This is a genomic window from Janthinobacterium sp. B9-8, assembly GCF_000969645.2.
Lineage (GTDB): Bacteria > Pseudomonadota > Gammaproteobacteria > Burkholderiales > Chitinibacteraceae > Iodobacter.
On sequence record NZ_CP014222.1, the window covers coordinates 3,361,386 to 3,373,258 of the forward strand.

11 protein-coding genes are annotated in these 11,873 nt (G+C 49.5%); 6 read left to right on the forward strand and 5 right to left on the reverse strand.

Annotated features, from left to right (window positions below):
- The first annotated feature begins 98 nt into the window (after positions 1 to 98).
- The 3 genes from VN23_RS15100 to VN23_RS15110 all read left to right on the forward strand — a co-directional run bounded on the left by VN23_RS15100 (position 99) and on the right by VN23_RS15110 (position 4,672).
- The gene (locus tag VN23_RS15100; RefSeq protein ID WP_046351383.1) at positions 99 to 1,697 is read left to right on the forward strand and encodes an NAD+ synthase; all 1,599 of its coding nucleotides are present in this window, start codon (positions 99 to 101) and stop codon (positions 1,695 to 1,697) included.
- 86 nt (positions 1,698 to 1,783) lie between these two features.
- The gene (locus tag VN23_RS15105; RefSeq protein WP_046351382.1) at positions 1,784 to 2,800 is read left to right on the forward strand and encodes an AI-2E family transporter; all 1,017 of its coding nucleotides are present in this window, start codon (positions 1,784 to 1,786) and stop codon (positions 2,798 to 2,800) included.
- A 99-nt stretch (positions 2,801 to 2,899) separates the two neighbouring features.
- A complete protein-coding gene (locus VN23_RS15110) occupies positions 2,900 to 4,672 on the forward strand; it encodes a GGDEF domain-containing protein (RefSeq protein ID WP_046351381.1) in 1,773 nt (590 codons plus the stop codon).
- A gap of 15 nt (positions 4,673 to 4,687) precedes the next feature.
- Here the strand turns inward: VN23_RS15110 and VN23_RS15115 are convergent, their stop codons facing one another.
- Entirely contained in the window at positions 4,688 to 5,824 is a 1,137-nt protein-coding gene (locus VN23_RS15115; RefSeq protein ID WP_197432929.1) for a GGDEF domain-containing response regulator, read from the reverse strand.
- 282 nt (positions 5,825 to 6,106) lie between these two features.
- On the opposite strand from VN23_RS15115, the gene VN23_RS15120 reads away from it, so the two are divergent.
- Positions 6,107 to 6,460: a hypothetical protein gene (locus tag VN23_RS15120; protein WP_046351379.1), complete on the forward strand. Its 354-nt coding sequence runs from the start codon at positions 6,107 to 6,109 to the stop codon at positions 6,458 to 6,460.
- A gap of 69 nt (positions 6,461 to 6,529) precedes the next feature.
- On the opposite strand, the gene rpsT is transcribed toward VN23_RS15120, so the two are convergent.
- Positions 6,530 to 6,793: a 30S ribosomal protein S20 gene (rpsT, locus tag VN23_RS15125; RefSeq protein WP_046351480.1), complete on the reverse strand. Its 264-nt coding sequence runs from the start codon at positions 6,791 to 6,793 to the stop codon at positions 6,530 to 6,532.
- Positions 6,794 to 7,013: 220 nt separating this feature from the next.
- Between rpsT and murJ the strand changes: the two genes are divergently transcribed.
- Positions 7,014 to 8,561, forward strand: a complete 1,548-nt coding sequence (gene murJ / locus VN23_RS15130) for a murein biosynthesis integral membrane protein MurJ (protein ID WP_046351378.1) — start codon at positions 7,014 to 7,016, stop codon at positions 8,559 to 8,561.
- A gap of 68 nt (positions 8,562 to 8,629) precedes the next feature.
- Positions 8,630 to 9,130, forward strand: coding sequence for a hypothetical protein (locus VN23_RS15135; protein ID WP_046351377.1), 501 nt, complete (start codon positions 8,630 to 8,632; stop codon positions 9,128 to 9,130).
- A 93-nt stretch (positions 9,131 to 9,223) separates the two neighbouring features.
- Here VN23_RS15135 and VN23_RS15140 read toward each other — a convergent pair whose 3' ends face one another.
- The 3 genes from VN23_RS15140 to VN23_RS15150 form a co-directional block, all read right to left on the reverse strand.
- Positions 9,224 to 10,426 carry an amino acid aminotransferase gene (locus tag VN23_RS15140; RefSeq protein ID WP_046351376.1) on the reverse strand — a complete coding sequence of 401 codons (1,203 nt, stop codon included), beginning with the start codon at positions 10,424 to 10,426 and terminating at the stop codon, positions 9,224 to 9,226.
- A 278-nt stretch (positions 10,427 to 10,704) separates the two neighbouring features.
- Positions 10,705 to 11,286 carry a BON domain-containing protein gene (locus tag VN23_RS15145; RefSeq protein ID WP_052746524.1) on the reverse strand — a complete coding sequence of 194 codons (582 nt, stop codon included), beginning with the start codon at positions 11,284 to 11,286 and terminating at the stop codon, positions 10,705 to 10,707.
- The gene (locus VN23_RS15150; RefSeq protein WP_046351375.1) at positions 11,283 to 11,873 is read right to left on the reverse strand and encodes a phosphoheptose isomerase; all 591 of its coding nucleotides are present in this window, start codon (positions 11,871 to 11,873) and stop codon (positions 11,283 to 11,285) included. Before VN23_RS15150 ends, VN23_RS15145 begins: the two co-directional genes overlap by 4 nt.

Consider the following 11,873-nt stretch of genomic DNA (forward strand, 5'->3'; position numbering starts at 1 on the left):
GGCCTTAAATGCGGGCACGATAAAACAGCGCCCCACTCTACATACCCGCTACGTTCTAGCTTAAAATAGGTTTTTTGCTTCCAGCCGAAACCCTTACGATGAAAATCGCCATTGCCCAGCTCAACTCCATCGTCGGCGATCTTGCCGGTAACACGACTAAAATTTTTGCTGCGGCTATCGAAGCCAAAGCCAAGGGCGCTGATATTTTGCTCACGCCTGAGCTGGCATTAAGCGGCTACCCGCCTGAAGACCTACTGCTGCGCCCAGCCTTTTTGGCCGAATGCGCCCAGTGTGTTGGCCGCTTTATTGACGAGCTGGACGGCATCACACTGGTGCTGGGCTATCCGCGTGCTAGTGGTGACGAGCGATTTAACAGCGCTATTGTGATTCGGGATGGCAATGTACTGGGCCGCTACGACAAGCTCTTGCTGCCTAATGATCAGGTGTTTGATGAAGTGCGCTATTTTTCACCCGGCTATTCGCCCTTTGTCTTCGAGCAGGATGGCGTACAGATTGGCTTAGCCATTTGTGAAGACATCTGGGATATCGAGCCTGCATCGGCCGCCGATGACGAAGGCGCTGAATTACTGTTAATTCTTAATGCATCGCCTTACAACCAAGCCAAGCAATCCACCCGCCGCGAAGTAGTCGGCCAGCGCGTTGAAGAAACCGGCATGGCGATGGTGTATTGCAATATGATCGGCGGGCAAGACGAGCTGATTTTTGATGGCCAGTCCTTTGCGCTGAATAAATCAGGCGAACTCGTGGCCCAGCTGCCCGCATTTAGCGAGCAAATTGCCATCGTTGAATACAGCAAGGGCAATTTACAAGCCGCCACCATTACCCCTGATTTAAGCGATGAAGCCAGCGCCTATCAGGCCCTCGTCTTGGGCGTGCAAGACTATATCGGCAAAAATCGCTTCCCCGGCGTGCTCTTGGGTCTATCAGGCGGGATTGATTCGGCGCTAACGCTCGCGATTGCCGTAGATGCGCTAGGTGCAGACAAGGTACATGCGGTAATGATGCCGTCTCGCTACACCGCCGATATCAGCGTGGATGATTCACGCGAAATGATTAAAATCCTTGGCTGCAAATATTCAGAAATAGAAATCTGGCCGATCTACGAAGCCTTTATGAATGGCCTGGCGGGTGAATTTGAAGGCACGGCCGCGGATACCACCGAAGAAAACCTGCAAGCGCGCGCTCGCGGTACGCTCCTGATGGCGCTATCGAATAAATCCGGCAAGCTGGTACTCACCACCGGCAATAAATCCGAAATGACCACCGGTTACGCTACGCTCTACGGTGATATGGCAGGTGGCTTTGCGGTGCTCAAAGACGTAGCAAAAACGCTGGTGTATCGCCTCTCTGCCTGGCGCAATACGCAAGGCGTGGTGATTCCAGAGCGGATTATTACTCGCCCACCCTCGGCGGAACTTCGGCCTGATCAAACCGACCAAGACTCATTACCCGCTTATGAAGTCTTAGATGCCATTTTGCAAGCCTATGTAGAAGAAAACCTCAGCCGTACCGAAATCATTGCCAAGGGCTTTGCCAAGGCCGATGTAGATCGCGTGGTGCATTTACTCACGATCAATGAATACAAGCGCCGTCAGGCACCAGTAGGCCCACGTATTACTCACCGCGCTTTTGGCAAAGATTGGCGTATGCCAATTACCAATCGTTTTTCGATGTAGATTTTTGAGGAGTTGGGAGTTGGGAGCAGAACACCAACTCCAGCTCCCAATAACTGACACCGCTCTCCCGACCCCCGGATTAAATCATGCTTAAGCTCGACCGCTTCGCAGGTATTGCCAGCTATTGCCTCATTGGACTGTTTTTACTATTAGTGATGCTCAATCACTTACTCCCTGCTTTACTGATTGGTTTGCTGGTTTACGAGCTGGTGGCTCAGGCAGCTCAAGGCCCCTTTATCTCACGCCTGCCCCCCAAACACGCCAAGCCCGTTGCGCTGATTATTTTTTCTGCGGGCATTATCCTGCTGCTGGTATTAATGGGATTTAGCTTAGCTTCGGTATTTCATGGTGAATCAGCATCAATGCCCAGCATCATGCGTAAATCAGCAGAAATCGCCGAAGCGCTGCATCTGGAGCTAGCCAACTGGCTGCCCGCCTGGATACTGGAAAGCCTTCCGCAAGATGTAAGTGCCTGGAAAACAGCGTTCTATCAATGGTCTGATAAACATATTGCCCAATTACAGCAAATGGGCGCGCGCACCGGCCATACGCTGGCACAGATGCTAATTGCAATGGTGATTGGGGCCATGCTGTCTTTGCACCACAATAATAGTAATAAAGCCCCCTTACTCAATGCGCTACAAACACGCTGCTCTCGCTTAGCCGATTCTTTCCGTCAAATTGTGTTTGCTCAAGTTCGTATTTCCGCCCTGAATACTTTTTTTACGCTGATTTATCTGGCCATGGTTTTACCCGCGCTTGGTATTTCGCTCCCCCTCACCAAAACCTTAATTGTGATTACCTTTCTGGCAGGTTTATTACCGGTCATTGGTAATCTGATTTCCAATACCGCCATTGTGGCCGTCAGCATGAGTGTCTCCGCTTCTGTAGCCGCAGGCTCACTGGCCTTTTTAGTCATTATTCATAAGCTGGAATACTTTTTAAATGCACGAATTGTAGGTGGGCGCATCCATGCTTTTGCGTGGGAGCTGCTGCTTGCTATGCTGCTGATGGAAGCCATTTTTGGCTTGCCCGGCTTAGTGGCTGCACCCATTTTCTATGCCTATTTAAAACAGGAACTCAAGGCAGCCAACTTGATTTAGTTCATCTAAATTACCGGATGATTCAGGCCAGTCATCTGTAACGCGAACGTAACTCTCCGCTGTTATGCTTACAATTCACGTTGCATATTTGGCTTTACAATGAATGAATCACCTAGCCTAGAATCACTCAGGCACGAACTTGAAGATATTATTAGCCAAAACCAGTTAACGGCACTTTTCCAACCCATCGCATCCACCCGGGATGGCGAAATTTTTGGCTATGAAGGGCTCATTCGCGGTCCTTCTTCCAGCTTTTTACATTCTCCCATTAATCTTTTTCGCACAGCAGAAGAGCTAGGCTGCCTGCATGCTTTAGATTTTGCATGTCGCAGAGCGGTGATCAAAGCCTTTGTGCGGGAAGAATTAGCCGGACGTTTATTTCTGAATGTGATTCCTTCTTGCTTAGCAGAGCAAGACTTTAAACCGGGCGCAACGCTGGCCCTACTGAATGATGCAGGGCTAGCCCCGCAGCGCGTCGTCATCGAGCTTACCGAAACCCAGCCTACTCACGATTACAATCTACTCAAAGAAGCATTGCTGCATTATCGGGATATGGGCTTTAAAATTGCACTCGACGATTTAGGGGAAGGCTTTTCCTCGCTCAGGCTCTGGTCAGAGCTCAAGCCTGAATTTGTCAAAATTGATAAATACTTTATCCAAGGCTTGGCTTGCGACGCGCAAAAACGCCAGTTTGTCAGATCAATTCAACATATCGCACTCAATACCGGCACCCGCGTCATTGCAGAAGGCATTGAATCTCAGGCTGATTTGCAAGTCGTACAAAACATCGGCATTGGCTATGTACAAGGCTATTTTATTGCCCTGCCCAATGCGCATCCGCCAAGACAGCTCAATCTTAATCTGCAAGAAAAAGATTACCGCCCAAGCCTGCTTAAAGCGCAAACAGCAGGCCAATTATTAGTTGAAGTGCCCACTGTTTTACCCAAGCAAAGCGGCACAGAAATCTGCCGTATTTTTAGCAAATACCCGCAAATTCATGCGCTACCCGTGATTGATGAGCAGCGCCCTGTTGGCTTATTACGGCGCCATGAAGTGATCGAATTCTTTGGCCGCCCCTTTGCCCACGAGCTCTATGGCAACAAACCCTGCAAGGGACTGATGGATTGCACACCCCTGATTGTAGAGCACTCCACCAGCTTGCAAGAGCTCTCCCAGCTGGTTACCGCGGCAGATCATCGCCATCTGGCCGATGGCTTTATCATTATTGAACAAGGGCATTATCTGGGCATGGGCACAGGCCATGACTTAATGCGCGCCATTACCGAATTGCAAATTCGCGCCGCACGGCACGCCAATCCGCTGACCCTGCTACCGGGCAATGTGCCTATAGAAGAACAAATAGAGATTTTACTGACCGAACAGCGCTACTTCACCGCAGCCTATATCGATTTAGACCACTTCAAGCCCTACAACGATGTCTATGGTTATGCCTGCGGCGATAAAATGATTCGCATGCTAGGGGAGCTGCTGCTCAGCATTGCCGACCCACAAATCGACTTTGTTGGCCATATTGGCGGCGATGATTTTATGATTTTATTTCGCTCAACAGACTGGAAACAACGCTGCAAAAGCTTGCTCAAAGAATTTGAGCTGCGGGTGCAAAGCTTGTTTAAGCCGGAGCATCTCTTACAAAATGGTTACAGCAGCACTGATCGCCGCGGCGAATTGCAACACTTTCCGCTAAGCAGCTTATCGATTGGTGTGATTGAGGCGCATCAAGATATGTATCTTACCCATCATGAAGTCGCCGCCGCAGCGACCCATGCCAAGCATCTTGCTAAAAGTAAACTGGGCAACAGCTTGTTTGTAGAACAGCGCCAAACAGATGACACCGAAGTGCAAATGGCTTAGCGCGGCTCCTGCTTCTTATGAATGATTAACTTCATCTGGTTTACGCAAAAAATCCAAAGACCACCCCAGCCCGTACTCTTCATTTGCCAAATTAATTAATGGCGTTAAGCTCGCCAATAAGGCGGGAAGATGCGGGCGCACCTCATCCTGATGCCCTTTATGTAACATCAGCAACGCATCTGCCAGTGGTAATAGAGGCAGGCGATTGATGTTCTCATCCGGCATTAAAATCCGGCCATCTCCAACCGAGGCATAAAGACGCGTTATGGCTTTGCTAAATAAAGCCGGGGCCGAATGCGTGTCATCATGCCAAGAATTTGCGATTGCCACGCTGGCGCTCACTTCCAAACGCTCATCGCGGAAATTAATTCTGGCTGCCGCAACGCCCTGCCGCAAACGCTCGGCCATCACCCGCACTTCACTTAAGGAAGTACCCGGAGCCACAATCGCAAACTGCGGCCCGTCCACATGAGCCAAAGTATCTTCACGCCGTAATTTAGCCGCCAATAATTTAGCTAATAAATTCAGCATTTGATCAGCCAGCCTATCACCTAGTTTTTGCTTCAGAGGCTGGTAATTATCAATTTCTAAAAGCAGCAGAGTCACTTCAGAATTGTGGCGCAAAGCATAGGCCATGGATTGCTCCATTTGCAGCATCAGCAAATGTGAGCTAGCTACCCCAGTACTCTTGTCCCTCGTCACCGCCTGCGCCTGCTCTGCACGCGCTAATGCCAGTTCACACTGAATCGCCGCCAATTGAATATTAGCCGCCACACGCGCCAGCATTTCGCTGCGATCTGTGGATTTGGTAATAAAATCAGTTGCGCCGCATTCAACGCATTTTTGCTTGGTGATATCGTCTTCTTCACCCGAGATAATAATCACCGGTAATAAATAAAGACGACCATCGCCCGCACTGCGCACCCGGGCCAAAAGGCCCAAACCATCAAGTACAGGCATGGATAAATCGGAGATCAGCAGCTGAATTGTTTCATCGGCCAACAGGCGCTGCCAGCCCTCCTCGCCATTGGGCGCTTCAACTACATCATAAGCCGCAGCAAGGTGCTTCTTAATTGTTGCGCGGACAATCCGAGAGTCATCCACAACAAGAATGCGTGGTAAAGGAAGTTGTTCTGAATCCACTTGCGACATCAATTCATGCTCGTCTTGCATCGTTGATAAAATTTAGCATAAACGCGTCCGCCCTGCCGATATACGGTCAAGAAAGCAGCTATAAATCCTATAAGATTCAAGCCACCCACAGGGCTTAAGACTGATCTAGCTAAGGGAAAAACAGATTAGGCCACACTTCAGATTCTTTTTATTTTTAAACCAACTACTCGCCTCAATTAACGCATAAAATTTGTATCAAACCGGAACCTGCAAACATCATCAAAACCAACAAACTGCCAGCCAAAACAAGGAGCGAGCATTATGTCCGTTAATTTGCAGCTTCAACTGAGTATTGCACCACTTTCCTGTTTTGAGGCTAAACGCTGCCTTTATGCTCTGACGCGAGAAGGCATTGTAACGCTATGGCATGAACAGCGCCTCTTAAGTAGTGATACTTGTCTACTAAATCTGAATGGAGAATGCAGCAGCTCTGAAAGCCCGGAGTGGATCAGTGAGCGTTTAGCTGCTGCTATCTGGAAAGAAACAGGCCGTTTTGTACGGCTCACTTGCCTTGTTGATCACGATGAAATAGAGCATTTATCTACCTTTGAAGAAGCAGACTATCAGCGCCTTATGCCCGCCTTCCGGTTGAGAATGCCGCCTTTACGCCGTTAACCTGTAAATAGCAGGCAAACAAAAACCCCAGCCGAGGCTGGGGTTTTCTTCACTCGAACATCTACAGAATTAGGCCATAGCCTTGATTGCTGCAGACAGACGGCTCTTATGACGAGCTGCCTTGTTCTTGTGGAAGATTTCTTTGTCCGCGATACGGTCAATGATGCTGACTGATAGCTGGAAGACGGTCTGAGCCGCAGCTTTATCACCTGCTTCCACAGCCTTCAGCACCTTTTTGATCGCGGTGCGGAAAGCGGAACGCTGGCTAGTATTGTGCTGGCGGGCTTTCTCAGCCTGACGTGCACGCTTGCGAGCTTGGGCACTGTTAGCCATGTTTTGAAACTCCTGACGGGCTTGCCCAAAAATCGGGCTAATTCGGAAACCGGCGATGATAGCCTCACTTTTACCTTCTGGCAAGCACATATCAACTCGATCTTTGTAGCCTAGGCAAAAAAAACTCATTTTTCCCATAAATTCAGTGAGTCAGTGTTTGCTTGCTACAGGAATAAGATACGGCCTTATAATTGGCCCCTCACTACTCAGACCCTCCGGTATGAACCTCCTTAAAACACTGGCCGCAGTCAGCTCAATGACACTGGTCTCCCGTATTCTGGGCTTTGTTCGCGATACCATTATTGCCCATGTATTTGGCGCAGGCGCTGCCACTGACGTCTTTTTTACCGCATTTAAACTGCCCAATATGCTGCGGCGCATTTTTGCAGAAGGTGCGTTTTCACAAGCCTTTGTCCCCACGCTGGCAGAATATAAAACGCGGAAAGGCGAAGAAGCGACCAAAGAATTTATCGCCAAAATTGCGGGAATGCTGACCTTGGTTTTGATTTTAGTCACCCTAATCGGTGTTTTAGCGGCCCCGGCAATTATTTATTTTTCTGCGGCAGGTTTTGCTAAAAGTCCGGATAAATTTAATCTGGCGGTAGAGCTGCTCCGCTATATGTTTCCCTATATTTTATTGATTTCTCTATCATCTTTAGTCGGGAGCATTCTCAATACTTATAACCGATTTTCGGTTCCTGCCTTTGTCCCCACACTTTTAAATATTTCATTTATTGCCTGCGCATTATGGCTAGCTCCGCTGATGGATCACCCTATTTTTGCGCTTGCCATTGCCGTACTCATTGGAGGCGTGGCCCAGCTTTGCTATCAACTACCCCACCTAGCCAAACTGGGCATGCTCATGTGGCCCAAGCTAGATTTGAAAGATGAAGGGGTATGGCGCGTCATCAAGCAAATGGGCCCTGCTATTTTTGGCGTATCAGTGGCGCAGATCAGCTTGATTATTAATTCCAACCTCGCTTCTTTCCTAGCTTCAGGCAGTGTGTCATGGATTTACTATGCCGACCGCCTGATGGAATTCCCGACCGGCGTGCTTGGCGTTGCACTGGGGACGATTCTGTTGCCTAGCCTAGCCCGTAGCCATGCCAGTGGCGATCAGGTCAGCTACGATCGTTTGCTGGATTGGGGGCTGCGCCTGTGCATCATGCTTTGCCTACCCGCCACCGTGGCTTTAGCCATCCTTGCCGAGCCCTTAGTGCTCACTCTATTCCAAGGCGGCAAGTTCTCTATGCACGATGCCTTAATGACCCAGCAGGCGCTAGTGGGCTATAGCGTGGGCTTAATTGGACTCATCCTAATTAAGATCCTCGCCCCCGCGTTTTATGCAAGGCAGGAAATTAAAACCGTAGTACGAATTGGGATAATCACGCTATTCGTAACGCTAGCAATCAACCTGATCTTCTTGTATACCCTGCCTTTCAAGCACGCAGGACTGACGCTAGGGATGAGCCTAGGCGCATGCCTGAATGCAGGCTTGCTATACCGCACGCTGCGTTTACGGGGCTATTACACGCCACAAGCAGCATGGAAGGGCTTTATGCTGCGCATCGCATTCGGCGTAGTCGCCATGAGCGCCCTGCTGTTTCTCTTATTGCACTTTATGCCTGTCTTTGCCGAAATGAGTAAGCTGGTACGCGTTGGCTGGCTCAGTGTATTGGTGGTCGCTGGAGCAGGGACTTACTTCGCATCGCTATTTGCCTTGGGCTTTAGACCCAAAGACTTCTCACGCAAGGCGATTACGGATTAGTTAATCATCGTCAGGGGATTTACCCTCCCTGCTGGCCACAAGCTCATTCACGTTAAACAGAGGTATCAATGAAGCCGCTAAGAAAAATCATTACTGGCATGATGTTTGGATTTATTTGTCATGCTTCTTGGGCTGCTGATGAATTTGCCCTGCTGCGAGAAGAGAAAATAGGCAATCTACTGATTGATCTTCCTGAGAAAGAAGTCAGAAAAGCAATCAGCTGCAAAGAAAAACGGGGGCCTGATCAATTGTGGGGGGCAGACGGGGCCTATCATCAGGAGTGGGCCTATGCCGATTGTGGTATTACGCTGGATATGGTTTCAGATAAAAAACAAGGCGCAAAAAAAATAGCATCAATCACCCTATTTGCGCCCAGCACTTTAAATACCCAGCGTGGCATCCGAATTGGCAGCTCCACTCAAGAGGTGATGAAGGCCTACAAACCTTATTGGAATAAAGAAGAGAGTGACTCCAATCAGTTTGTAGCAGGTAGCATCTATGGTGGGCTAATTTTTACCCATAAAAAAAAGAAAGTGAACGGCATTTTTCTTGGCGCAACGGCTGAATAAGGGGCCTTGCCGTGACTGCCGAGCCCTTACGATTTTCAGCAATAAAAAACCCACGAATCGCTTCGCGGGTTTTTTATTGAGCGCAAGCTAAATTTACAGCACTTTAGCAATCGCATCCGCTACGTAATCAATGTTTTTAGTATTGAGTGCAGCCAAACAAATACGACCAGTCGACACAGCATAAATGCCGTACTCATCTTTCAGCACTTCAACCTGAGCCGCTGTCAGGCCGGTATAGGAGAACATACCGCGCTGAGCCGCTACAAAGCTAAAGTCTTGCGCCACACCGCGCTCTGCCAGTTTGGCAACCAAACTGGTACGCATGGCACGGATACGATCACGCATACCAGCTAGCTCGTCTTCCCACTGCTGACGCAATTCTGGGTTCGCCAATACCGCCGCCACCACAGCACCGCCGTGAATCGGCGGGTTGGAGTAGTTGGTGCGAATCACACGTTTAAGCTGGCTTAATACACGGCCCGCTTCTTCACGGTTTTCGGTCACGATAGACAAGGCACCTACGCGCTCGCCATACATCGAGAAGCTCTTAGAGAATGAGCTGGAAACAAAGAATTGCAGGCCAGAAGCAGAGAATAAACGCACAGCAACTGCATCTTCTTCAATGCCATCGGCAAAGCCTTGATAAGCCATATCGAGGAACGGAACCAGCTTACGCTCACGGCAGGCTTCAACCACTTCGGCCCACTGCGCATCGCTCATATCTGCGCCCGTTGGGTTGTGGCAGCAAGCGTGCAAGACAATAATCGAACCTGCTGGCAAGCCAAGTAAAGCGGCCTTCATCGATGTGAAATTAACACCGCGAGTCGCTACATCGTAGTAAGGGTAGTTTTCTACCTTAAAACCAGCCGATTCAAACAATGCGCGGTGGTTTTCCCAGCTTGGATCGCTGATATAAACGCTAGCGTTGGCATCAAGGCGCTTTAAGAAATCAGCACCGATTTTCAAAGCGCCAGTGCCGCCTAAAGCTTCTGCGGTAACCACACGACCTGATGAAACCAACTCGCTGTCTGCACCAAATACCAGATTTTGTACTGCTTGATTGTATGCACCAAGGCCTTCGATGGCTTGATAGCCACGAGGCGGCTGAGCATCCATGCGGGTTTTTTCGGCCGCTTTTACTGCAGCCAACAATGGAATCTTGCCATTGTCATCGTAATACACACCTACACCCAGATTAACCTTGCCAGCACGTGTATCGGCATTGAAGGCTTCATTAAGACCCAGGATCGGATCGCGAGGTGCCATTTCTACTGCGGTAAAAATCGAGGATGTCATCCTGTACTCCAGCAAAAGTAATTGGGGAAGGCGTGAAAGCAATCTGGCTATCTATAAGGCCGCATGCGGCTTAGCAGTAGAAAAGCAAGACAGCTAGCAATGCACAAAAAGCGCACTTTACAGTCTTTAATTTTAGCATGGACAGGCACAAATACGACCTTTTCCTTGTAAGCTAATGTGCTGCGCACACCAATCTTACCGACCACCGGTCATGATTTTTATGCAGTGCAACAAAAAGCGAGCCTGTCAGCTCGCTTTTTAATAAATATCCCCAAGCATTAACTTCCAGCTAAAGGCTCAACCAGCTTCACCACCTGCCGCACACCCGATACACGGCTAGCAGCACGAGCGGCAGATTCGGCGATATCGGGCCTGCTTACGCCCATCAGATAAACCACGCTACGCTCGGTAATCACTTGCAAATGCACTGCATCGGCATCATTGGCATCGGCCAGCAAGGCCGTTTTAACCCTTGCAGTTAGCTGCGTATCAAATAAGCGATTCGCGGCAGTAGAGGGCACAGAAACAACGGTTTCATTGTAGATCTTGCGCGCCCTTGATTGCCGCTGCGCAATCTCATACGCCTTGGCTTTAGCCGCCTCATCTGGCACTTCACCCGTCAGCAGCACGATGCCATTAAAGGCAGTCACGTTCACATGGGCTTGTTCTTTCCATGTATCGATCAAATCGCTGCTAATTTTGGCGCCTAAATCAAAATCCGTTTTAATCACTTCTGATTTACGTGGATCCGACCCCACCATAGCGCCCACAGCGACACCGCCCACTAATAGAATCGGCACGCAGGCAGATAATGATGCTGCCAGCCCCAAGGCGAGTAATGCGCTTTCTAGCCGCATCATTCGCCGCCCAGCAGCATATAATCAACCGCATCGCATAAAGCATGAATCATCGTAATGTGGACTTCCTGAATCCGCGCCGTGCGCTGCACAGGCACACACAGATGCACATCGTCCCCCGAAAGAATCTCACCAATTTGCCCGCCGTCCCGCCCAGTAAAGGCAATGACGTTCATTTGCCGATCATGCGCGGCATGAATCGCTGAAATCACATTGGCCGAATTGCCCGATGTAGAGATCGCAATCAGCAAATCGCCCGGGCGTCCCAAGGCATGCACTTGCTTAGAGAAAACCAGATCGTAGTCGTAATCATTGGCAATTGCGGTAATCGCCGAAGTATCGGTCGATAAAGCCACCGCAGCCAAACCTGGGCGTTCACGCTCGAAGCGGCCCACCATTTCTGCGGCAAAGTGCTGTGCATCAGCAGCGGAGCCACCATTGCCACACGTTAAGATTTTGCCGTCCGAGATAAAGGTTTGCACCATTTTCTCGGCACCAATGCGAATCCCTGGGGATAGCAGCTCCATCGCCATTTGCTTGGCGTCGATGCTATCTAGAAAATGCTGTCGAATACGTTGTGCTAAATCCAT

Coding starts and splice junctions, on each gene's coding strand:
- rpsT (WP_046351480.1), bottom strand. CDS start 6,793: ATGGCTAACAGTGCCCAAGCTCGCAAGCGTGCACGTCAGGCTGAGAAA.
- VN23_RS15150 (WP_046351375.1), bottom strand. CDS start 11,873: ATGGATTTAGCACAACGTATTCGACAGCATTTTCTAGATAGCATCGAC.
- VN23_RS15140 (WP_046351376.1), bottom strand. CDS start 10,426: ATGACATCCTCGATTTTTACCGCAGTAGAAATGGCACCTCGCGATCCG.
- VN23_RS15120 (WP_046351379.1), top strand. CDS start 6,107: ATGTCCGTTAATTTGCAGCTTCAACTGAGTATTGCACCACTTTCCTGT.
- VN23_RS15105 (WP_046351382.1), top strand. CDS start 1,784: ATGCTTAAGCTCGACCGCTTCGCAGGTATTGCCAGCTATTGCCTCATT.
- VN23_RS15110 (WP_046351381.1), top strand. CDS start 2,900: ATGAATGAATCACCTAGCCTAGAATCACTCAGGCACGAACTTGAAGAT.
- VN23_RS15145 (WP_052746524.1), bottom strand. CDS start 11,286: ATGATGCGGCTAGAAAGCGCATTACTCGCCTTGGGGCTGGCAGCATCA.
- murJ (WP_046351378.1), top strand. CDS start 7,014: ATGAACCTCCTTAAAACACTGGCCGCAGTCAGCTCAATGACACTGGTC.
- VN23_RS15135 (WP_046351377.1), top strand. CDS start 8,630: ATGAAGCCGCTAAGAAAAATCATTACTGGCATGATGTTTGGATTTATT.
- VN23_RS15100 (WP_046351383.1), top strand. CDS start 99: ATGAAAATCGCCATTGCCCAGCTCAACTCCATCGTCGGCGATCTTGCC.
- VN23_RS15115 (WP_197432929.1), bottom strand. CDS start 5,824: ATGTCGCAAGTGGATTCAGAACAACTTCCTTTACCACGCATTCTTGTT.